We start from the raw sequence: 21,991 nt of genomic DNA on the forward strand, positions 1-21,991 counted from the left end.
AATGATATATTACTTATTGGATGCTTATAAATTACTAACTTAAAGTCCTTAACATAAATTTTAAGCGAAAAAAAACGACCACTTAAAGTGATCGTTTTTTAGTCATCCACACAAATTAAAGCTTAGAATTTGTAATGTGCACCAAGAGTTAATAGCGTAAGGTCTTCAGCAACATAGTCATATTCAGCTTCAACACTCATATTAGGATTGAAGTTATAACCCAAGCCAATACCGCCAGCTACACCACTGTCGCTATCGCTGTCACTTCCAGAGTTTCCAAGAAAGTCCTCAGCAGAAACTTCAATCTCAGCTTTAGCAAAGCCTAGTTTACCTTTTGCATATAAGCCAGTATTTGGGAATGCATAACGGTAAGTACCATAAGCACCATAAGTTTTTAGATCAAATTCAGCGTCAATGCCACTGTTACCTGTATCAACATCAGCGTCATTAGAACCTATATACTCAATCTCAGCACCAAAGTTAGGATCGAAGTTATAACCAGCATAAACGCCATATGCGGTTGGATCATCTAAATCATCAGCATCTACCATGAATTGACCAGCTTTAATACCAACGTATGATTGGCCAGCACCATAAGAGATGGCTGCTTGTGCGCTCATGGTCATTACTGAGCCAGCGATTACTGCGATTAAAGCTTTTTGTAGATTTTTCATATACTTTTCTCAACTTTGGATTCAATAAACAAATAGTTTGTTTAATATCAAATGATACTCAACTATTTTCTACTTGTTATTAGTAGTGGAGGTATCATACCAACTTATTTACCAAAGTAAACATGTGTTGCAAAAATCTTTTACAGGCATAAAAAAACGACCATATAAAATGGTCGTTTCTTCGTTTTTGACTATAGGTATAAATACGCTATATTATCTTAGAACTTTAAGTTAGCACCAACAGTAAGCAGCTTAGTATCTGCATCACTATCCATCATGGCATATTCTGTTTCAACATTGAAGTTAGGATTCACCGCATAGCCAAGACCGATGCCACCAGCAATACCAGTATCACTCACTGAATCACTGCTACCGTCGTTAAAATCAGCTTCTAGCTCTGTTTTAGCGATACCAAGCTTACCTTTAGCATACAGTGCAGTATTTGGGAACGTGTAACGATAAGTACCGTACGCACCATAAGTTTTCGTATCATAATCGCCAGCATTATTGTCTAGATCAGCATCATCTGAACCAACATATTCAACTTCCATACCAAAATTAGGATCAAAATTATAACCAGCATACACACCATACGCAGTTGGATCGTCGCCGCTTACATCATTATCGAACTGACCAATCTTAGCACCAACATACGGTTGACCTGTATAGCCGTTACCATAATTAACGGCAGCTTGTGCACCTACAGTAAGTAAAGAACCAGTTGCTAGTGCAAGTATTGTTTTTTGTAGAGTTTTCATTATTAGCTCCTTGAAAGAAATTTGGACAAACAAGTTATTTATTTATATTGGCCTTGTGGCCCTATCGCCTTGTCTGCTAACGATGAATACATAGTAACAAACTATTTCAGACACTCTGTCAGTGTTTAATGGTACGAAAGTTAAGATTTGAAAGTGTTTATCAGTGTGTGGGTTACAAAGGCGCAGATATGAAACCTTTTGTTACATCCACCCAGTTTATGCAATAATCCGTACTCATTTCACAGTTTTCTTGCTAGATAAATCGGCTAAACATGGCTGATATAACAATAATTAGAGAGAGAAAATGCAAAATTCTATCACTGAGCGTTTGCAAACTGCACTTGCAGACTTAAAAGCAAAGCAGCAGTATCGTCAATTACCAAACCTGCAGCACGACGGACGATACGTCGTCAGGGAAGCTAAGGCTTTACTCAATATTGCGAGTAATGACTATCTGGGTCTAGGCGGCGATACCGAGCTGCAAGCTGAGTTTCTAGTTCAAGTGGGACAGCTATCTACTACGCACACTCCTAAAATGAGCGCCACTTCCTCACGACTACTCACAGGCAATGATATACAGTTAGAAGCTCTAGAAGAGGAACTGCAAAACTGGTATCAAAGCGCCATAGAGAAACAGAGTTCAACCAACTCCAAGTCGGTGCTGGTGTTGAACAGTGGCTACCATGCCAATGTAGGTAACTTGCCAGCATTAACAACTTTGCCAGTCAAGACGCTCATTTTGGCTGACAAGCTAGTACATGCCAGCATTATCGATGGGATGCGCTTGAGCCAAAGTAAACTTGTCACCTATCGTCGTTACCGTCACAACGATTACGAGCATTTGGCCAAGTTTATTGAACAAGCAGACGAGACGGTCGAACGCATCATCATTGTCACCGAGAGTATATTTAGTATGGATGGTGACCGTGCCGACTTACTTCAGCTGGTACAAATAAAATCCAAAGATGCTCGCATTGAACTATATATCGATGAAGCACATGCTGTTGGAGTGCTTGGCGATACAGGTCTAGGATTGGCGGAAGAAACGCATACGTTGGCTGATATTGACTACTTGGTGGGTACCTTTGGTAAAGCATTTGCTTCAATGGGTGCTTATATCATGTGTGATGAAGTCGTCAAACAATGGCTGATCAATGTCATGCGTCCACTGATTTTTAGCACTGCACTCCCTCCTATCAATCACGCATGGACACGATTTATTTTAGCAAAGATGCCGGCTTTAACTGACCAACGTGCGCATCTAGCACAGCTATCTACCACGCTTAGCCAAGCCATTGACCCACGGCACCGTGTATCGCCAACTGTAGAAGATATGGATTATCAATCTCCTATCGTTCCTTATATATTAGGCGATAACGCAAGCACCCTTGCCAAAGCACAACAGCTACAAACCGCTGGATTTTACGCGTTGCCTATCAGGCCACCTACTGTGCCTGCAAACACTGCTCGCATTCGTTTAGTTATGAATGCCAAACTAACTAAGGAAGACTGCGAGCGATTGATACAGCAGTTGTAATTTTATCGTTTAACACAGAATTTACTCCTACTATTGATAGATAACTGGCGCACTTGGACATAATAAAGCCTATGACAACATTCGACACAGCTGACGACCTCAGTGTTAGAAAACAAACCATCGCTCGCCACTTTGCTAATGCAATCGATTATGACCAGCATGCCAGTATCCAGCAAACCGTTTGTAAGTACTTATTAGACAGTATTGCTCATACCAAGCAAAGTAGTGTGTTGGAAGTGGGTGCAGGCACAGGTCAGATGACGCGCCTACTCGCTAATCATATACAAAGCGAGCACTGGCTCATTAATGAGTTATGTACTGAGCAGAGTGCTACATTGCAATCAATACTACCTGCTGCTGACGTAATGATTGGTGATGCTGAAACGATAGATTTAGCAGAAAATCATAGCTTGATAGTTAGTGCCAATGCCGTGCAATGGTTTGATAGTCCGTTGAGTTTCATCACACAATCAGCGCAGCGGTTAAAATCAGGAGGTCAGCTGCTCTTTAGCACATTTACGCCAAATAACTTTTTGCAAATTAAAACTCTTACTGGCCAAGGACTTCACTATCCAGATATTGATGAATGGCAATTGGCATTAGACAGTGCTGGCTTTGAGAATATCAAACTCTCAATTCAGCGCTTTGATTTACCATTTCCTACCCCCTACGCTATCTTAAAACATATGAAACTCACTGGCGTATCGACCAATCAAACGCAAGTTAAATCAGAAGATACTCAAACCTTTGTATGGACAAAGTCGCGTTTACAGCAATTTGAGTCAGACTATTGGCAACAATTCTCAGAAAAGAATGACACAGGACAGCTCGTAGTTAATTTGACCTATGAAGTGCTAATAGTGAGCGCGTTTAAACCTTAATTTATTAACTGATAGTAAAAATAGTGGCTAGTAGGAACTGTGGCTAGTAGGCATAACAACATTTAGAAATAGCAGCCATAAAAAAACGCACCCCGAAGGATGCGTTTTTTAATTTAACTACTTATCGATTCATATTGACTATACCATTTTCAAAAACTTGAGTAGCAAGGAAAACAAGCGTAAGTACTACATCAAGTAGACTAAGCGAGTTTGACGTAGCTAATCGCGTTTTTGGATTTGGTATTACTTTTTGTCTTCGTCTACTTCAGTGAACTCAGCATCAACGACATCGTCATCAGCTTTGTTGCTACCAGCATCGTCAGCACCTTGTTGGAACTGGCTTGGATCCATACCTTCTGCGCCAGCGCCGCTATCAGCGTAGATTTTTTGGCTGATTGGCAAGAATGCATTGTCTAATGCTTCAAGCTTAGCTTTGATTTCGTCATGATCGTCTTCTTTCGCCGCCGCTTCAAGCTCAGTGATGGCAGATTCTACTGTTGATTTTTCTTCATCAGTCACTTTATCTTCTGCTTCTTTCAGCGCTTTTTGTACCGCATGGATACGACCATCTGCTTCGTTACGAACTTGCGCTAGGTTAGCGAACTTCTCATCTTCAGCAGCATTAGCTTCTGCATCACGAACCATTTGTTCGACTTCTTCGTCCGACAAGCCAGAATCCGCTTTGATCTGGATGCTTTGTGCTTTACCAGTACCTTTATCGGTTGCTGAGATATTCATGATACCATCAGCATTGATGTCAAAAGACACTTCGATTTGTGGTAAGCCACGTGGTGCTGGTGGAATATCCGTCAAGTCAAAACGACCAAGCATTTTGTTTTGGTTAGCAATTTTACGCTCACCTTGATATACCTGAATCGTTACAGCTGGCTGATTGTCTTCAGCCGTTGAGAATACCTGTGATTTCTTAGTAGGAATCATGGTGTTTTTCTCAATAACTGGTGTCATGACACCGCCCATCGTTTCGATACCTAGGGTCAATGGCGTTACATCAAGTAGCAATACGTCAGTTTTGTCACCAGACAATACGGCACCTTGAATCGCTGCACCAGCTGCAACTGCTTCATCAGGGTTCACATCTTTACGTGGCTCTTGACCGAAGAAGTCTTGTACTTTTTGCTGTACTAGTGGCATACGAGTCTGACCACCGACCAAGATTACATCGTTGATGTCGCCAATTTTTAGGCCAGCATCTTCAAGTGCAGTCTTACAAGGACCCATTGTACGTTGTACCAATTCTTCAGTTAGGCTCTCTAGTTTCGAGCGACTGATAGTAACGACTAAATGCTTAGGACCACTGCTATCAGCAGTAATATATGGCAAGTTTACTTCAGTGCTTTGTGCACTTGATAGCTCAATCTTCGCTTTTTCTGCCGCTTCTTTTAGACGCTGCATCGCAAGAGAGTCACCTTTTAGGTTAACGTCTTGCTCTTTTTTGAATTCAGCCACTAAGAAATCAATCAATGCTGAGTCAAAGTCTTCACCACCTAGGAAAGTATCACCGTTGGTCGCTAGTACTTCGAACTGTTGCTCGCCGTCTACGTCTGCGATTTCGATAATTGAGATATCGAAAGTACCACCGCCCAAGTCATATACAGCAACAGTGCTATCGCCTTGCTTCTTGTCCATACCATAAGCAAGTGCAGCAGCAGTTGGCTCATTGATGATACGTTTTACATCAAGACCAGCGATTTTACCCGCATCTTTAGTTGCTTGACGCTGTGAATCATTGAAATAAGCAGGTACAGTTACAACTGCTTCAGTCACGCTCTCACCAAGATAGTCTTCTGCTGTTTTCTTCATTTTTTTCAAGATTTCAGCAGAAACCTGTGGTGGCGCAAGCTTTTTACCGTTGATTTCTACCCATGCATCGCCGTTGTCTGCTTTAGCGATTTTGTAAGGAACCATGCCGATATCTTTTTGCACGACTTTGTCATCAAAACGACGACCGATCAAACGCTTAATCGCAAACAAAGTGTTGCTTGGGTTGGTTACTGCTTGACGCTTAGCTGACTGACCAACAAGCGTTTCGTCATCTTTATAAGCGACGATTGATGGTGTTGTACGAGTACCTTCAGCATTTTCGATGACTTTAACTTTGTCACCTTCCATTACTGCTACACACGAGTTAGTAGTACCTAAATCAATACCAATTACTTTACCCATAATCAATTGCTCCTAATTTGTTTTTAACTATAAATACTTATTTATCCAGACCGTAGTCGGTCACTTGTTGCTATATATCGGTTTACCCGTCGTATTTTTCAAGGCGATAATCACGCAAAAACTGTGTTTCATGTCATTTTTTGTGAAAAACCTTCATATTAGTAGGGTTTAGCCCTAAAAATATTACTGACCAACACGAACCATAGCTGGACGCAATAGACGACCGTTTAGGCTATAGCCTTTTTGTAAGACCGTACCCACTGTATCTGCCGCTGCTTCTGGGTCAATACCCACTGCTTCATGGAAGTCAGCGTTGAATTTTTCGCCTTGTGGATCGACCACTTCTACGCCGTTTTTGGTCAATACTGCAACCAATGCTTTGTGCGTTAATTGCACACCCTCAGCGACTGGATCATTGGCATCGGCATTTTCGATAGCGCGCTCTAAGTTGTCAACGATGTCTAACAATTCTTTAGCAAATTTCTGTAGTGCAAACTTTTTGCTCTTATCCGCTTCTTGCTCCATGCGTTTTTGCGCATTATAAGCTTCAGCATTAGCGCGTGCAGTACCTTCTTTGGCTTGTTTTACTTCGCCTTCTAGCTCAGCAATACGCGCTTTAAAAGTATCAAGGTTGATTTCGTTTTCGATAGTCGTTTCTTCACCTGAATTATTCTGTGGATCAAACTCTTTCACGGTTTCTTCTAAGATACTGTCATTGTGATCAATATTCTCATGTGCCACATTTTGGTCAAGATTTTCGTGGTTCGGGTTTTGCTCGCTCATGATAGCTCCTTGGAATTTCAATAATGAATATTAAGAGACGGCACAGTAGACCAAATCATTACTGGTCCTACTATGCCATTATTAAATGCTCGATGTTTCTGACTCATTGTTTTTTTTAATACGCTTCAATAGCTGCTTGATAAAGGTAGTAAGTATAAATTTCAAGCCTAGAATAAAGGAATTTTTACCATTTATGACAAATATTCGTGAAGTGTCATTAATACGATGCATCTAACATTTTTGTTCCATGTCAATAAATCTCAATATTTACTCACAAAAAGAACAAAAAACCGCTATTTATTCCAATTGCTTTACGCTTATTAATCAAGCTATTACCAAACGATACCCTATTATTCTGCTAGCTATTTTATCATTGCTATAAATGTTATCGCCTACACTCAAATGCACGCTAAAAATCATTTATGAGAGCTGTTATGTCTAATTCAAAAAATTTATCTATCAATACTTTGCTCAATAAAGCATTGATGACATTGCACTTAGCGTCAAAAGAATCATCAAATCAAGATGCGCAAGCGTATGACTCATTAGAAAAACGTCTAAGCGTTAAAGAAAAAATACTCGCTTATAACCCTGTAGCAAACTATCAGCCGCATACATTGCACTATGCAATGAAAAGTCTCGGTTACTTACCAGACCCTATTTTAGAAGGTGCAATTGGTTACCTTAAAGGTCCCAACTCAAAACAATATATGCATGCAAACGCTCATCTACGTCTCATCCTTGCAGTAAATAGCTACCTCAAAACACCGTTAGAACTAACCCCAATGCCCGAATTGCGTGAGAGATTTACTGCTGATGCAGTAGCCATGCAATCACCTAGAGTATGGCAGCAAGCCAATACGACTATGCTAAGCAATATAAAGCCCTTCACTAAAAAAAGTGACTCGCCTGTTAGCTGGAAAGATGAAACGATTGCCAATGCAGATGATGGCGACATGACTGTCCGTTGTTATAAAGCGGGCGGCAAAAAATCTGGTTTTAGAAGAAAACGTATCCATAATCCTGATGAAACAGTCATGCTGTTTTTTCATGGTGGTGGGTTCTGCATTGGTGATGTCGATACACATCATGAGTTCTGTCATGCAGTCTGTGAGCAGACTGGCTGGTCTGTGGTTAGTGTCGATTATCGCTTAGCGCCTGAATGCCCTGCTCCAGCAGCACTAAAAGACTGTATCACTGCGTATGATTGGTTGGTTGAGCACTGTCACACATTGGGTGCGTTACCCTCTCGTATTGTATTGGCTGGTGATAGCGCAGGTGGTGGTCTATCAACTTTAATTGCGCAGCAACTGACCGCACCGAGCAAAAGCGCATGGGCAGACCTAGGGATAGAAGGTCAGAAAATGTTTAATCTATTAGAAAAACTACCCGAACCTCTAGCGCAAATGCCCTTGTATCCAGTCACTGATATTGAGACAGATTATCCTAGTTGGGAGCTATATGGTGAGGGTCTACTATTAGATCATGCTGATGTAGCAGTATTTGATGCTGCTTGCCTAGAGAATAGTCCGCTGCCTCGTCTACATATACTGAACTCACCTATGCTGGGTGATAATAGTAAAGTTTGCCCAACTTACATTGTAGCTTCTGAGCTCGATGTATTACGTGACGAGGCATTTGCTTATGCAAAGCAGCTGAGAGGTTATGGCGTTGCTGTAGAGACCTATACTGTGCTTGGAGCACCGCATGGCTTTATTCACTTTATGAGTGTTCATCAAGGTCTTGGACAAGAGACAAGCAATATTATTCATGGCTTTAGCAGCTTTGTACGTGAGATCATCAGTACACAATCGCGGTTAGCTGCATAGACCGCTTGCTAGCTAATTATCGGTTTGTATATTCAATTTGTATTGCCAGATAGTGTAATTAACCAAATCTCTGAGCGCGATCCCAATCGAAAGGGAATGCCCCAAAAACCATAACCAGAGGACACGACGAAGTGCCCTTTACCAATCTGCTCATAGCCATAGCCTAATCTATTAATAGCATTGACGATGAAATTAGCGGGGAATACTTGACCGTTGTGGGTATGTCCCGAGACTTGTAAATCTATAGATAATTGACTGTGATTATCTATATCACTCGGTCTATGGTCTAACAATATCACTGGCTGCGACGTATCTACTTGCGTCAGCAGATCGGTAGTTGCTACACGTTGACGTTTATGATTATCAAAACGTCCAACTAACCATACTGGTTGACCCTCGTGCTCGATATAGAGCACCTCATCGTTCAACAATTGTATACCTGCATTTTGCAGCGCTTCGCTAATGGGTCGCTCATGAGCATACAAATCATGATTACCCAATGTCGCATAGACACCACGTGGCAGACTACTGCACAATTCTGCTAAGTTTTGCTCCATATGATATTCATTAAAGGCCTCTGTATTATCATCCATAATATCCCCTGGCATTAGTAGCATATCTGCACCAGAGCGAATCATAAGTTGTTGCAATCTATCTATGGCTTTTACACCAAATAATCGTCCTATATGCAAGTCACTAGCGACTGCAATGCGTAATGGCTTGGTTAAAGGTTTATCTATATTAATAGAAAGCTTGCGTATAACAGGGGTATAGGCACTATATAACGAATAAATAAATAGTCCTAAAAATAGGAATAGCGCTAGTACTCTTAGCCCTATAGCCATTTCATTCGATTGGTGTAACGTACTACCTGATAAAGCAACTACTAGCAGATACCCTCCGTAGAATAGACTCACTGCCAACGCCGTCAGTATCATAAAGTGCATGATTAGCATCCATCCACTAATCCAGCGATAACTGTTAGCAAATGCTCTTTTTACGCTCAATACTAATAGACCATTAGTAATAATAAATACACTAACCCATATCGTTGTCTGTAATGTTGGCGTCATCCAAGGCTGGAGCCACCACTGTATACTTAATACTGTACCCAGACTGAACAGCTGTAATAGCAAAAAGATAGTGAAGAAAAATGCGTAACGCATGGACTGCCCTTAGACATAAATACTGTTTGATAAGTGATTATCAGAAAATAAACTCTAATGTTTCACATGAAACAACTGCTATATAACTATTTCTGATTTCCTAATGCTTGCTGGAGTGTCGAGTGTTTGAACGAATAACCTGCATCCAATAGCGCTTGTGGCAGCACCTTTTGACCATCGATAAGTAAGGTCGACATTTCGCCAAACATCAGCTTAAGCAAAAACTCTGGTAAAGTAAAAAAGGTTGGGCGATGTAGCCATGAGCCAAGTGCTTTGGTAAAAGTATGATTGGTCACAGGATTCGGAGCAGTAAGGTTATATACGACTGCATTTGTATTATTTGCGGTACTGTTTGCAGTCTTAATAGTGCTATCATTAATAGGTGCATTGTCTTGGGCTAAGCTTTCAATGTGATTAACGTCTGATTCTTTAGTAAGTTTAAGCTGCTGCTCAATAATAAAGATGACCGCACTAACCCAATCTTCACGGCTAATCCAGCTCATGATTTGTTGTCCATCACCCAACTGTCCACCGACACCAAATTTAAAGGGTAGTAATAATTTAGCCACCATTCCGCCCTCAGGATGAATAACCACACCTGTTCTGACGATAGCCACAGGAACATCGTGTTCGGTCGCTTTAAGCGCTAATTGCTCCCATTCATCACATAGTGTATGAGCAAAATCCGTCTCATAATCGCTGTTTTCAGTCAGTGGCTTGTCGCCCTGCGTGCCATACCAGCCAATCGCTGATCCGCTCACCAGTAACTTGGGTTTAGTACTAGCACGTGCGATAAAATCCAATATCGACTGAGTAGGTTTGATACGGCTCGCCATCAATTCTTCTTTTCGCCCATCGCTCCAACGAGAGTCAGCAATCCCAGCACCTGCTAAATTTAATATGACATCAAAGCTCATATCAGACATTGCAAGCTCGTCATAAGTCATCATATTGATATCATCGGGATGTGGTTGACCGCTATCACGAGTTAGCCAAGTAATCGTCACGTCTTTATTTTGCGCGCGAGACCGTGCCATTAACTCTCGACTGAATGCACTTCCCAAAAATCCTGAACCGCCACTAATCAAAACATTCATACCCTACTCCCTATATGCCTCAAATACCACCACTATGACTTATCTTTGAGTTACTTATTGCTGAAGTACTTATCGTTCAATAAAAACTAGACTGTTATAACCATCGTCTGCTTTTTTGTGGTTTTTATCAAAACGACTTTTACATGCTTTTGGTAAAGGAAGGTGAGCAAATAGGAAAGCTAGCAGATGGTTAATTTATAAACGCTCACGTAAATAAGGAGTAGCGACAATCATCACTTTGCATTGCAAGCAATCGCTTATGAGAAATTTAAGAGTTCGTATAGAGAACGCTATCGAACGACGAAGCCTGTCGTTGCGTCACGAATTTGGCTAGGCAAGGTATAACCTAAAGTATCGCCCTGCAAATAACCAATTTGCTCATCGAAATAAGCATAGGCGGCCTCAAAAGTGCTAGCAGGCGTTTGTCCTGATGGGTTGCAGCTTGTAGAAACCAATAGACCAAATGGGTTCTCTTCACTGACCATCTGCTGGCAAAGCTGGCGAACTGTAGGATGCGAGATAACTCGAACAGCAATAGTCTGATGCTGTCCGGTAATCCAAGTAGGTACAGTGTTCGCAAGCGACTGAGGAATCGGTAATAACCAAGTATGTGCTTGGCGACTCTGCTGTTCGTCTCCGCTATCGCCTGTCTGCCAGCTATCAATAACCTGCTGACACTGAACATCATTTAAAGAGGCTAGCAAAGGTGCTAAGCGAGACACACTATCAGTAACGACTATCATGCCTTTGGCTTGTGGACGTTGTTTGATATCCAAAATACGCTGAACAGCTGCTTGGTCATAAGGGTCGCAACCAATACCCCAAACGCTTTCTGTAGGGTACGCGAGCAGTTGCCCTTCTTTTAGCCATTTAGCAGCTTGGGTAGCAGAATTAGTAATAAGAGGTGTAAGTTGGCTCATGACTTAAATGGTTCGTAGAAGTAAATTCTAATAATACCACAAGAGAGATATTGTCTAGGAGAGTCTATAACTAAGGGCTGTCTATGCCAGTGTCTAATAAGGAATATTTACAATACTTTAAACGCGCAAATATCGTCCACCTTGTTCGCTGATGAGACCCATTAGTTCAAGCTCCATTAGCTGACCAATCAACTGCGGCGGTGCAAGCTTGGTTGCACTAATAAGCGCATCTAAATCTTGCCCATGCCAGTCAAGCTGCTCATAGATTGCAGTTAAATGCTCAGGCACAACGACTGTACTGCGCGCAGGCTTTATCTCAGAGGTTGGTTGCTGGCTAGTAGATTTGATTGAGCTTGTCTCTATCGCTTCAGAAGTCTGAGTGATATTAGAGTGATTACTATTGAAATTAGTAGCGTTCGCTGTTCTATAAGCGCCTTTATCATAGTCAAGCTGACCATTGACATCTTCTAGTACTTGCTGAGGATGATAAACCAAGGTCGCGCCTTCACGAATTAAATGATGACAGCCCTCTGCATTACTATTATCAATATGACTGGGAATAGCAAAGACCTGTTTACCTTGTTCAGACGTGAGACGTGCTGTTATAAGCGAGCCGCTTTTGATTGTCGCTTCCGTCACAATGGTCGCAAGACTCAGCCCAGCTACCAAACGATTGCGACGCGGAAAAGTATGTTTATGCGGCTGCGTGTGTGGTAGTAGCTCACTGATGATGCAGCCACCTTGCTCAATAATTTGAGTAAATAACTGATCTCGATGATTGGGATAGTTCACATCGATCCCTGTACCCATTACACCAACCGTCCGTCCCTGATAGTCAGGGTCTGCCTGAGCTAGCGCGCCTAAATGTGCGCGTTTATCTACACCCATAGCTAGACCGCTAGTAACGATATAACCTGCTTGCGCTAAGTACTGCGCCATATCAAACGTGATTTTTTGCGCATGCGCGGTGGGTTTGCGGCTACCTACTATAGCGATTTGTGCTTGATGTAGGCGCGCGCTATTCCCACGATAAAATAATAATGGCGGCGGGTCGTAGATTTGTGAGAGTTGAGCAGGATAATCGGCGTCATCAGCGAATAGCAAGCCATAACGCCCCTCTATCAACGCTTGCTGAATCTTATCGATATTGGCGAGTGTTTGCTCTAGCTGTTCATGACGTTTGAGATGGGTATGATGAATACCGAGCTGCTTCCATGCCTCTACTTTGGCTTGCCAAGCAAGCTGCGGATAACCGAAAGAAGTGATCAGTTTGTGATAAGCAGATAACGACGCATTCACCTCGTACCACAGCGCTAAGATAGCGCGCTGATCGTCGGATAAAGAAGAGGTGACTGCCGTCATTGTCATCTGTCTCGTATAGGCAAGCTTAGATTAGTATTTAGTTTAATATATTGCTTAATACAGCCTTATAGCTATTTATAAATAAGGGGGTGGTAACAGCTGATCGCCAATATTAAGTGGTAACTCAGAGTCAAGTACGTAAGCATAACTGATGTGGTCAAAGGTATTAAAAACCATCACCATACCACTTGGCTCGTTTGGTAGACGTACCGGTGTGTCATTATCTTTAGTATCACGTACCAAAGGCCCTTTTTGATAAACCGTCAGCACATCACCTGGTTTAGCACCTTGTAAGCTACCCAAATTGATGGCGACCACACTACCCTTCGCAGCTGAGCTGATAGAGTCCATCACACGTACGATCATACCGCCGCGACTGACACTTGCAGGCGTTGGATAAAAGACAGGAGGAATAGCGTTGTCTAACTCTACAAAGACGCGATCCCCTTCACGCACTTCTTTGCCATAGCTATCGATAAGCTGCAAGCTAGTCACACCATTACTTTCTGTAGAAGTAACAAGACCAGTCGCTACCTGCGTAACTTCTAAACCGATCACTTCTTGAGTTTTGGGATCTACATATAGCTCACCCTCACGGTAGATGCCGTAACGCTGACCTACGATAAGCGGTACGCCTTTAGCATAGACTTTATCACCACGCGCAGTAATCAAGTTACGGTTTTTAGAAGCTAAAATATAAGGCGTGGTATTAAAGTCTTGAGGATTAACGATAAGCGTTTTATCAAGCCAATGCTGAATAGCTGACCACGGAATAGGAGGAATACTATTGGCCGTCGAGGTAATCGCGACCGTACTCGTACTTACATTTCCAGTAAGCTGCTTTTCAACGCCAGCACAGCCTTCACCAGTATCAACGCCAATCAGTGTTTTTCCTTGAATCACACAAAGAATGAGAACGTCATTAGGGTAAATAAGGTTTGGATTTTTGATTTGCTTATTGGTTACCCAAATTTCTTTCCAGCGCCATGGGCTGTCTAGGTAGCGACCTGAGATATCCCATAAGGTATCGCCTTTTTTAACGATATAACGATTGGGCGCATCAGCTTTGATAGTTGGCGGCGGGTTGTTAGCTTGAGCCGTGCTCATCAACATGGCACTACTAAACGTCGTAACTAATAATCCTTTTGCCAGTGCTTTTGCTGTCTTTTTTAAGCTCATCTTCATCGTTATATCCACAATATGTACCACTGTGTTCGACGCAAAGAACTGTACTAGATTTATTACTGTAAAAATTTCTTAAATTAATAAAAAATCAAATTTATCAGCAACTTATTAATAAAATTCTCATGGCGATTATAGGGTAACTGTTCAGTGTAATTGGCTAGAATAATTCCTAAAAAAGCGCCTAGCACGATGATGATTTGCTGACGCTGTTTCTAATATTACAATTATATCTACCATAACACAATCATAAACACTTTATTACAATGGTGTAACTTTTACGCGGATACTTTTCCTTGTTGATAATAAGCCTAAAGACCATAATTATTTAAGCAGGATTCGGCGTGACATGTTGGCGGATTTGTTCAGCGACCAATTCTGCCTTGTTATCCAGTACCACTACATGCTGCGGTAAATCTTCTAACCCTTCAGTATGCACTGGACGAGCGATATCTATCTGACCGATAGCCTCAACGATAGTATCTGCAAATTTAACGGGTAATGCTGTCTCTGCACAAACAATAATTTCACCATCTAGCTGTAGCTCTTTGGCAACCTTAATTCCGTCTGCAGTATGTGGATCAACCAATTCACCATGCTGATCATAAAGCGCTTTGATAGTCTGCAAGCGGTCGCTATGAGTAGATTTACCAGCAGCAAATCCATAACGCGTATTAACCGCTTCCATCAAGTCAGATAAGTCAAAGCCCCGACCTGATTTTACGCCGTCAAATAACTCATGAACACGTGCGCTGTCTTTTTCCAGTAGTAAATAAACAAAACGCTCAAAGTTAGACGCTTTTGAAATATCCATCGACGGACTAGAGGTTACATAAGTTTTTTCAGTCGGACGCGGCTGATAAGCGCCTTGATTGAAGAAGTCATTTAAAACGTCGTTTTCATTGGTTGCGACAATCAGACGGTCAATTGGCAGTCCCATTTCGCGAGCGATGTGACCGGCACAAATATTACCGAAGTTACCTGATGGTACGCTAAAGCTGACTTTTTTATCGTTGCTCGTCGTGACCGCGAAGTAAGCTTTAAAGTAGTAAACAATCTGCGCTAGGATACGCCCCCAGTTGATAGAGTTTACCGTGCCTAGGTTATAAGCCGCTTTAAACTCAGCATCTTGCTGTAGCGCTTTAACGATGTCTTGGCAATCATCAAACATACCATCGATAGCAATGTTATGAATATTTTCATCGGTCAAACTATACATCTGCGCACGCTGAAATTCACTCATTTTGCCATGCGGTGACAGCATAAACACTTCGATATTTTCTTTGCCGCGCAATGCATACTCTGCTGCACTACCGGTGTCACCACTGGTCGCACCAATGATCGTAATACGTGCGTCTTTTTTCTTAAGCACATATTCAAAGGCATTGCCCAAAAACTGCATGGCAACATCTTTAAATGCCAATGTCGGACCGTTTGATAATCCTAGAATATATAAATTGTCTTCGAGCTTGCGGACAGGAACAATCTCGTCAGAGCCAAATACATCAGCAGTATAAGTGCGCTCAATGATATCTTGCAAATCAGCCACAGGAATATCAGTGGCAAAACGCTGCATAATCGCCATCGCAAGCTTTGGATAGCTGAGCGTACGCCATTCATCAAGGGTTGCACTATCGATATTTGGATAATGCTCAGGCAACATCAAACCACCATCTGGGGCAAGACCCATCAAAAGCACATCACTAAAATCCATCGGCGCTGTCTGACCACGGGTACTGATATATTTCATTAGATTGTCCTGTCTACAATAATGTTATTCAATAGTTAAAAATGGTTTATTCAGCAGTTTTTTGTAGCAATGCATAATAAAAACCATCGCCACTCGCGCTATCAATCGGTAAGCACTGACGACCGATCGCTTGTTCAATGCCCCAGTTGCAATCGTCGGTAAACTCAATCACTACCGCATCATTATGATGAGTAATAAAGTCCTGCATTTGCTCGACGTTTTCTTGCTTTAAGATAGAACATGTCACATACAACAGATAACCACCAGCTTTGAGTTGTGGCCATAAATTATGCAAGATGTCTGCTTGTAGCAGCGCTGTTTGCTCGATATCTTCTTCGGTACGCAAGATACTGATATCTGGATGACGGCGAATCACGCCAGTCGCAGTACAAGGAGAGTCCAATAATATCGCATCAAATACGGGTTCATTTGTCGCCGCTTTTTTATTTTTTCCATGCTGCCATCTGGTCGCATCTGCACAGACGATATTAAGTGCAATGCTGTTATCTGCTTGCTGCAAATCATGCTGACTTAAATTTAGGCGCTGTAAATTCTCACGAATACGCTCGATACGTGGTGCTTCGTTATCGATAGCTGTTACTTTGATGTTGGTATTTTCAGGCGACGTTTCAGATGACATCCCATTGTTATCTTGTTTCACGTGAAACAACGATGACTGGTCGTTAGCACTTATAAGCTCTAACCAATGAGCAAGCTTACCACCAGGGGCTGCACAAGCATCTAGAATATGTATCTCTTTCCCAACACTATCACTGTCAGTATCGTCAGCACTTTTACTTTCAACGCTGAGCTTAGCCATCAATGCTTGATTAATAATCGGTGCAGCTAACTGAGCATGCATATCTTGAACGCTAGCTGTTCCTAAAGCAAAATCAGGCAAAGCGTTAACGGCAGTGCTTTGATGTAGTCTAAGACCTTTGGTTGATAGCGTGGTGGAAGTGGCAGACCCTGATGAGTTTGCTACCTTAAAACCAGTCGTTAGCTCAACGATATCTGCATCAATTTCTGCGCCATCCAATGCATGCTGATAATCCTCTACCGAAGTAACCGCCGAATTCACTCGTAAAAACATCGGGGCTGGTTGGCGCAAGCCTTGTGTCAGCTCATCATACTGTTCGCTCCAATCTTGTTTAAGCTGATAAGCGAGCCAATTCGGTAGACTATGCTTTTTATCGCATTTCTTACGGAATTTGCTTGGATTCTTGGCGACTTTACGCAAAATAGCATTCACCAAACCAGTCGAATGAGCAAACTCAATTTCTTTGGCTGCTTCAACGGTTTCATGAATTGCAGCATGGTCAGCCACTTCTAAATATAGCAACTGTACTAAGCCGACTTGAATGGTGGTACGCACTTCAACTTCGTCGATAGGGTTGTCTGCTAAGCTATCGAGCAAACGTGCCAGCGCATGCCATTGACGCAATGTCGTGAGCAGTAATGCATGAGCAAAGCCTTTATCGCCATCGTGCAGACTATTCAGTAACGGATCAAGGACGCTTGAGAGCGACTGACCATTTTGAATAGCCAGTAAGGTACGAATCACACGCACGCGTACGCTGCCATTCATAATAAGATTGCTTGATGGTTTGAGCTTATTGTTTCTAGGCGCAGTACTGTTTTGTCTCATTAAATTTCATTTCCTTGACGTATGATCGATAGCGTCTTGTGCAAGTAGGTTAAATATAAGTAGCGTTATTTTGTTTCTGACATAAATTGATCGCCGTCATTTAATTGGTTGCCATGGCAAACTTGTTCAGCTGTCATTGGCTTACCACCTGCAAACTGCAAGTGAGTAATGGCTAAAGTGGTGGCTGATGATTCAGCGTCACTCTCTTTACCACAAGCGACTAAAATCGCTTTTCGTCCGACACTGATAACCGTTCCAGCAGGTTCATTGGTTTGCTGCGATGTATTTACAGGTAAGCTAGCCAACACTTTGACGCGCTGCTCTGCTAGGAAAGTATAAGCACCTGGCCATGGCGTCAGCCCACGAATTTGGCGTTCAATAGCGGCAGCAGGCTGCGACCAATCAACTTCGCCTTCGGTTTTGACCAGCTTTTCAGCATAGTTAGCTTGACTATCATCTTGAGCGATAGCTTGAGCTTGATAAGTGGGCAAATCCTTTAATACCGTACTAATGGCTGTCGCACCAAGTGCAGCCATCTTATCATGTAGGCTAGCAGCGGTGTCATCAGAGGCAATACTTTCGCTGACTTTATAAAGCATATCACCCGTATCAAGACCTTTGTCCATCTGCATAATGGTAATGCCGGTCTCATCATCTCCGGCCAAGAGTGCACGATGGATAGGTGCAGCACCACGCCAGCGTGGTAACAGTGAAGCGTGAATATTCAAGCAACCATGAGTAGGCGTCTCTAATACACCGATAGGTAGGATCAACCCGTAAGCGGCAACAATCATCACATCTGGTTGATAGGTGCGCAGAGTTTGCCTAGCAGCTAGACCTTCTGCACTAGACTTTTTAAAAGTGACTGGCTGCTCTACAGCGATATCATGTGTCAATGCAACTTCTTTTACCGCAGAGGCTGACAGTTTTTGACCACGACCTGCTTTACGATCAGGCTGCGTGTAAACAGCGACTATCTCTATATTCAGCGCTTCTTGCTGTTCGATTAATACTGATAGACTGATAGCAGCGAATTCAGGTGTACCCGCAAATACGACCCTTAATCGGTTAGTAGTTGGGTTATCATGGTCAGTAAGCGAGTTAGATGTATCAAAGGTAGGAGCAGTTGTAGTCATAATCATGCATTATATAAGGTTTATTTGTTCATTATAGGTGAGTTTACGGCGCAGTGCCATGATTGTAATGACCTCACTTCATGATAACCAATGACATTATTTGCCTTTATAATATCAAGGACATCGAACGTTCTATTTATATCTTTTACAAAACAATTTGGTGTTAATAACCACTCTCTGTAAACAGTAAGCCGTTATTCTGCTATAAATAGAAGGTAACACTAAAAATTTTAGACAATTCAACCGTCGTATAATTCATCTACTGTATGTAGAAACTTAATTTTATTTCACTATATTCTTTCGTGTCGAGATAGGGCCACGCTTTCATGCAACAGTTTCAGTCCTTACAACGCTTATTGATTTTTTATGCCTTGTCTCTCACGGTTATGTTACTGCTGTACTATGTCACAATGTTTGATGGGATGAAAAAACATAGTGAGCAACATAGCATAGATACTTTTTATGCCCTACAGCACAGTATTATTGAGCATGCAGCGCCTGTAGATAGTGAAATAAAAAAAATCTTAGAACAACCTACTTTTGATCACCTTAGTTATCAGCTGATTTTGATGATGCCTTCTGGGCAGACCTATATTCATCATAATACTCGTCCCAATGAATCTGCTTTTTCTACTGTTGCTTTCCCTACCATCGGCACTACCACTTTTAGCAGTAATAATCATAGCTCTTATACCGTCAATAGCAATGAACTAACAGGGATCATTAATCTAAAAAGCGGACATCAGATTTATATCGTATTACGCCATGAGCCTTTTGTTGTCGACTGGATATCTTACCGTTATTGGCTTCCTTTGATGGTCGCCATCGTACTATTTTTCATGGCATTGCTCTATATGCTCAATCGTCGAACTAACTGGGAACAATTACTGGTTTATACGGATAATTTGAGTAGCCGCGCAAAAGAATCTTATACACCGCCGCCGTTTTTACAAAAGAAATCTACTACCGAGTTCATGCTGTTAGGTCATGCGCTAAGTCGCGTCAGCTACCAACTACATAATGACTATCGGCGTATAAAAACATTGACTCATCGGTTAGAACGTCTGGTTGATCAGGCGCCCTTACCGATGTTGATGAGTATACGACATGGTCAAATTAGTTTCTATAATCAGCGTTTTGAGCAAGTATTTACTCCTCCTACACAGAGAGAGCAAAGCTATGAACTGACTGATTTCGTTGAAGGGAAAGATGAGGCCACTCAAATACTCTTAAAAACTATTTCAAATTTACGCGTTACTCGCACACTGATAGTTTATGGCTTGGAGAACAAACAAGCCTACCAACTACACGTAACACCATGGTTCGGTGAACATGGGCAAGTTCACGGTTTCACTGTGATTTTTAATAATGTTGATGAGATTTTCCATCAGTCTGAACAACTACAGCTGCACAACCAACAACTGCAATTACAAATTGATGAATCAAACGAAGCCCAAGCATTTATAGGTCGTAAGTTAAGGATACCACTAGAGAAGATAATTGATTCGTTGGAACCCATCGACCCTTCAACATTGACGGCTCAGGGTAAAAAGACTCTAAATACATTGATTGCAACCAGTCAAAGCATGTTGACTGTGCTCAATAAGACGCTAGCAACAGAGGAAGTTGAAGTCAGAAAAACACGTTTGAGTATAGAAACGGTTGATATTTACAAGGTAAGCAAAGAGGTTAGCAATTTAGTCACAAAAGAAATAAGACAACAAGGGTTAGAATTGATCTATTTCTTTGCGCCAGACTGTCCTCGTTACATCGAAACTGATTACATTCGACTGCACCATATCCTATTAAACATGTTGAAAAACGCTATTAGCTTTACAACATCAGGCTATGTCGCGCTCACTGTTGATCGTGTACCTGAAGATAAAGTAACGCGAATAAGTAATCAGCATTTAACTCCTAACAATGACACGACAATGCCTGCGCAGACATCTTATTGGATTCGGTTTAGCGTAAAAGACACTGGAGCAACTATTACTCCTGAGAGAAAAAATCAATTAGTCAATATCTTGAATCAAAGCAATCATAACTTAGTTGAAGACAGTAATATTGGCTTGAGTGATGCCAATAGCTTTGCTCAGTTACTCGGCGGTTTTATCGAACTAAATAATACGGTGGATAAAGAAACGATATTTAGCCTCTACCTTCCTTATCCTCATGCCACTTATCAATCGGTATATCATCGTTGTTCGCAGCTGCCCCATATTCACCTTATCGCTGTCATCAATCAGCCTCTAGTTGCTGAACATTTACAACGTTTGTGCGAGTACTTAACGATATCCGTGACTATCTACAGCACTTTAGATAGAGCTACTGTACAGCAGCTAAAAAATAAATTAAAACAAGATGAGCAAACCGTCATTCCTATCTTGTTATTAGATTATGAATACAGCGAATCCATCACCTTATCAGCTCATGCGAGCAACAAGTATAGCGAGCAACAAGAAGTGTTAAACGACCTAGTCGCTACGCCTTCACTACCGAAGATATTACTTAGCATGAAACTTGAAAGGCATATCCCTTCTACTTTACTAGGCCAATATGATGGATTTTTGACCAAACCCTTGGACGCAAGTTTACTACTGTCTGAACTGCTACGTTTAACCTTGTTTGCAAGGAAAACGCTAAACATACTGGTCAAACATCAATACGACAGTAGTCTATCTTTTGTAGAAGATATACCTAAGAAAGAAATCTTGTCTCCACTGATTTTGGTCGTAGAAGACAGTCCTACTAACCAAAAGATAGCCTGTAAGATGTTAAGTAAGCTTGGTTATCGTAGTATTGTCGCAGAAGATGGACAGCAAGCACTCGAGAAACTCAAAAGCCAACGTGAAGAAATTTCTTTGATTTTGATGGACTGCCGAATGCCCATTATGGATGGCTTACAAGCCACACAAGTGATTCGCTCGCAAGGTGATAAAATACCAATTGTGGCGCTAACTGCGAATAATACAGAAGAAGATCGCGAGGCTTGTATACAAGTAGGTATGGACGAGTTTTTATCCAAACCCATTAGTAAGAAAGACTTAGAATCCGTTTTGCAGAGTTTTATACAATAAATCT

At 41.7% G+C, this 21,991-nt stretch carries 16 protein-coding genes; 4 read left to right on the forward strand and 12 right to left on the reverse strand.

Annotation, left to right across the window (positions count from 1 at the left end):
* Positions 1-122: 122 nt before the first annotated feature.
* Positions 123-674 (reverse strand): porin family protein, encoded by a 552-nt coding sequence (locus CXF69_RS07630; protein ID WP_102083169.1) that lies wholly within the window; start codon positions 672-674, stop codon positions 123-125.
* Between the two features lie 218 nt (positions 675-892).
* Complete coding sequence (locus CXF69_RS07635; RefSeq protein WP_102078619.1) at positions 893-1,432, reverse strand: porin family protein; 540 nt, start codon at positions 1,430-1,432, stop codon at positions 893-895.
* A 304-nt stretch (positions 1,433-1,736) separates the two neighbouring features.
* On the opposite strand from CXF69_RS07635, the gene CXF69_RS07640 reads away from it, so the two are divergent.
* Both CXF69_RS07640 and CXF69_RS07645 read left to right on the forward strand, forming a co-directional pair.
* Complete coding sequence (locus CXF69_RS07640; protein WP_102078620.1) at positions 1,737-2,969, forward strand: 8-amino-7-oxononanoate synthase; 1,233 nt, start codon at positions 1,737-1,739, stop codon at positions 2,967-2,969.
* Positions 2,970-3,040: 71 nt separating this feature from the next.
* Positions 3,041-3,850 (forward strand): methyltransferase domain-containing protein, encoded by an 810-nt coding sequence (locus CXF69_RS07645; RefSeq protein WP_102078621.1) that lies wholly within the window; start codon positions 3,041-3,043, stop codon positions 3,848-3,850.
* A gap of 243 nt (positions 3,851-4,093) precedes the next feature.
* On the opposite strand, the gene dnaK is transcribed toward CXF69_RS07645, so the two are convergent.
* A complete protein-coding gene (gene dnaK / locus CXF69_RS07650) occupies positions 4,094-6,034 on the reverse strand; it encodes a molecular chaperone DnaK (protein WP_057762214.1) in 1,941 nt (646 codons plus the stop codon).
* Between the two features lie 183 nt (positions 6,035-6,217).
* Positions 6,218-6,817 carry a nucleotide exchange factor GrpE gene (grpE, locus tag CXF69_RS07655; RefSeq protein WP_102078622.1) on the reverse strand — a complete coding sequence of 200 codons (600 nt, stop codon included), beginning with the start codon at positions 6,815-6,817 and terminating at the stop codon, positions 6,218-6,220.
* A gap of 434 nt (positions 6,818-7,251) precedes the next feature.
* On the opposite strand from grpE, the gene CXF69_RS07660 reads away from it, so the two are divergent.
* The gene (locus CXF69_RS07660; protein WP_102078623.1) at positions 7,252-8,646 is read left to right on the forward strand and encodes an alpha/beta hydrolase; all 1,395 of its coding nucleotides are present in this window, start codon (positions 7,252-7,254) and stop codon (positions 8,644-8,646) included.
* Between the two features lie 32 nt (positions 8,647-8,678).
* On the opposite strand, the gene CXF69_RS07665 is transcribed toward CXF69_RS07660, so the two are convergent.
* The 8 genes from CXF69_RS07665 to fmt form a co-directional block, all read right to left on the reverse strand.
* Positions 8,679-9,812: a metallophosphoesterase gene (locus CXF69_RS07665; protein ID WP_102078624.1), complete on the reverse strand. Its 1,134-nt coding sequence runs from the start codon at positions 9,810-9,812 to the stop codon at positions 8,679-8,681.
* Positions 9,813-9,898: 86 nt separating this feature from the next.
* On the reverse strand, positions 9,899-10,909 hold the full coding sequence (locus CXF69_RS07670) for a TIGR01777 family oxidoreductase (protein WP_102078625.1): 1,011 nt from the start codon (positions 10,907-10,909) through the stop codon (positions 9,899-9,901).
* 290 nt (positions 10,910-11,199) lie between these two features.
* Complete coding sequence (locus tag CXF69_RS07675; RefSeq protein WP_102078626.1) at positions 11,200-11,829, reverse strand: L-threonylcarbamoyladenylate synthase; 630 nt, start codon at positions 11,827-11,829, stop codon at positions 11,200-11,202.
* 117 nt (positions 11,830-11,946) lie between these two features.
* Positions 11,947-13,191 (reverse strand): DNA-processing protein DprA, encoded by a 1,245-nt coding sequence (dprA, locus tag CXF69_RS07680; protein ID WP_102078633.1) that lies wholly within the window; start codon positions 13,189-13,191, stop codon positions 11,947-11,949.
* A 75-nt stretch (positions 13,192-13,266) separates the two neighbouring features.
* On the reverse strand, positions 13,267-14,376 hold the full coding sequence (locus tag CXF69_RS07685; RefSeq protein WP_102078627.1) for a LysM peptidoglycan-binding domain-containing protein: 1,110 nt from the start codon (positions 14,374-14,376) through the stop codon (positions 13,267-13,269).
* 325 nt (positions 14,377-14,701) lie between these two features.
* The gene (thrC, locus tag CXF69_RS07690) at positions 14,702-16,123 is read right to left on the reverse strand and encodes a threonine synthase (protein ID WP_102078628.1); all 1,422 of its coding nucleotides are present in this window, start codon (positions 16,121-16,123) and stop codon (positions 14,702-14,704) included.
* Positions 16,124-16,169: 46 nt separating this feature from the next.
* The gene (locus CXF69_RS07695) at positions 16,170-17,771 is read right to left on the reverse strand and encodes a transcription antitermination factor NusB (protein ID WP_102078629.1); all 1,602 of its coding nucleotides are present in this window, start codon (positions 17,769-17,771) and stop codon (positions 16,170-16,172) included.
* A 65-nt stretch (positions 17,772-17,836) separates the two neighbouring features.
* Complete coding sequence (gene fmt / locus CXF69_RS07700) at positions 17,837-18,907, reverse strand: methionyl-tRNA formyltransferase (RefSeq protein WP_102078630.1); 1,071 nt, start codon at positions 18,905-18,907, stop codon at positions 17,837-17,839.
* Positions 18,908-19,233: 326 nt separating this feature from the next.
* Between fmt and CXF69_RS07705 the strand changes: the two genes are divergently transcribed.
* Entirely contained in the window at positions 19,234-21,987 is a 2,754-nt protein-coding gene (locus tag CXF69_RS07705) for a response regulator (RefSeq protein ID WP_102078631.1), read from the forward strand.
* Positions 21,988-21,991: the final 4 nt, after the last annotated feature.

Origin of the sequence: Psychrobacter sp. Choline-02u-9, from assembly GCF_002836505.1 — a bacterium.
Classification (GTDB): Bacteria; Pseudomonadota; Gammaproteobacteria; order Pseudomonadales; family Moraxellaceae; genus Psychrobacter.